This is a genomic window from Bartonella sp. CE47NXGY, assembly GCF_042195415.1.
Taxonomy (GTDB): Bacteria; Pseudomonadota; Alphaproteobacteria; order Rhizobiales; family Rhizobiaceae; genus Bartonella.
In genome coordinates this window covers 1-898 of record NZ_JBHIOI010000193.1, presented here as the reverse complement: position 1 = coordinate 898, position 898 = coordinate 1, and the positions used below count along the sequence as shown (strand labels likewise).

The following is an 898-nucleotide window of genomic DNA, read 5'->3' as shown; positions in this document are numbered from 1 at the left end:
CTTTCGTTGGCTACAGCGGCTACATTCTTATCGAATGTTACGCCTGTTTTTTCAGCAAATCCTGATTTTAGAAACACGTTTCTTGAGGGTGTAAAAAGTGCCGGTGTGTCTTATCCACAAAGCATTCTCTCTGTTGCTGGTTTGAATGCTTCTGAAGATTACGCAAATTTTTTAACCAAAACCCTTTCTGGTAAGAGCGATAAGAGTTCTATCGTAAATGTTCTTGCGGACGATAGCAAAAATTTATTGGTCAGAACCCTAGATACAGACGAGCAATATAAAAAGTCTCTCATTAGTCCACGGTCGCTTGTTCGTGATAGCTCTACAGCCCAACAGTTTTCAGGGAATAATGAGAATGCAGCCCCTGTTAATGTTTCTGACCTTTTGCGGGGTGGAACTGCAGGAATGCAACGTTCTCAAGATAACAATGTTATTTTGGGTAGTGGGATTAATTATACAAAAAGCAAGTGGGGTGTTTTTATTGGTGACAATGTGGTTGGTAGTGTTGGTGGGAGAGGTACATACGGTTCTGTTGCTATCGGGTACAGTGCAAAAGCTGGTGATGGTTGGAGTACTGTTATTGGTTATATGGCAGAGTCACCTAAGGGCGCGTATGGTACTGTTGTTTTAGGGCGGGGGGCAAAAACGGAAGGTGTTTATAGCATTGCAATCGGTGGTGTTGGAGCTAATCCTGGATCTAAAGAACAGGATATTGATGAAAAAAATAGAGTACTTGCAACTGGTGATTATGCAATGGCTCTTGGTTATGGCGCGAAGAATTATGCAGAAAAGGGGATTGTTCTTGGTTACAATGCATCTGTAACAAAGGAGGCGCTGTATGGTATTGCTATAGGTAATCAGGCAAATGCGTTTAGTCAGCATTCGATAGCTATAGGTT

General features: G+C 42.0%; 1 pseudogene. It reads left to right on the top strand.

The window, feature by feature from the left end:
- Positions 1-898: pseudogene (locus tag ACFIL3_RS10595) on the top strand (hypothetical protein); the annotation flags it as partial.